Source organism: Cognatundibacterium luofuense, assembly GCF_018139685.1.
GTDB classification, from domain to species: Bacteria; Pseudomonadota; Gammaproteobacteria; order Burkholderiales; family Burkholderiaceae_D; genus Undibacterium; species Undibacterium luofuense.
Window position 1 is genome coordinate 1 of record NZ_JAGSPN010000208.1, and the last position, 409, is coordinate 409.

Below are 409 nucleotides of genomic sequence, written 5' to 3' on the forward strand. Positions count from 1 at the left end.
CGCAGGAAGCACCTATGTGGACTGGAGAAATACTGGCATTTAATTTGGATGGAAAAAAACAGGACTACCTGTACGGTTACAACATGTTTGCACAATCCTCTAAGGGCGACAGGTACGATGATGACCATGGATTTGGCAGCATTGCTTTTATTCCCAAAAATACAAACGGACAGTTTTTTCTGGAAGAGCATAAGTGGAGCAACAATCACAGCACAGTATTGCAAATCAACGCCAATAACGCCGCCCGAAAGACTGTAGCGGATATTCCAGTACCTGGCCTGAAATTTACCTTTGATAAATATGGCCAGCCAAGATATGCGTCAGGTAACAACGAAAAATACGTAGGTATCCTCTACAAACACGATGACAAAGACAACTCGTGGAAAGAAATAAACAGTGGCAGCCTGGG

1 protein-coding gene is annotated in these 409 nt (G+C 43.5%); it reads left to right on the forward strand.

Annotated elements, in window-relative coordinates:
- Positions 1-14: 14 nt before the first annotated feature.
- Positions 15-409, forward strand: a 395-nt coding sequence (locus KDM89_RS20055; RefSeq protein ID WP_212689638.1) for a hypothetical protein, incomplete at its 3' end; no start/stop codon positions are given.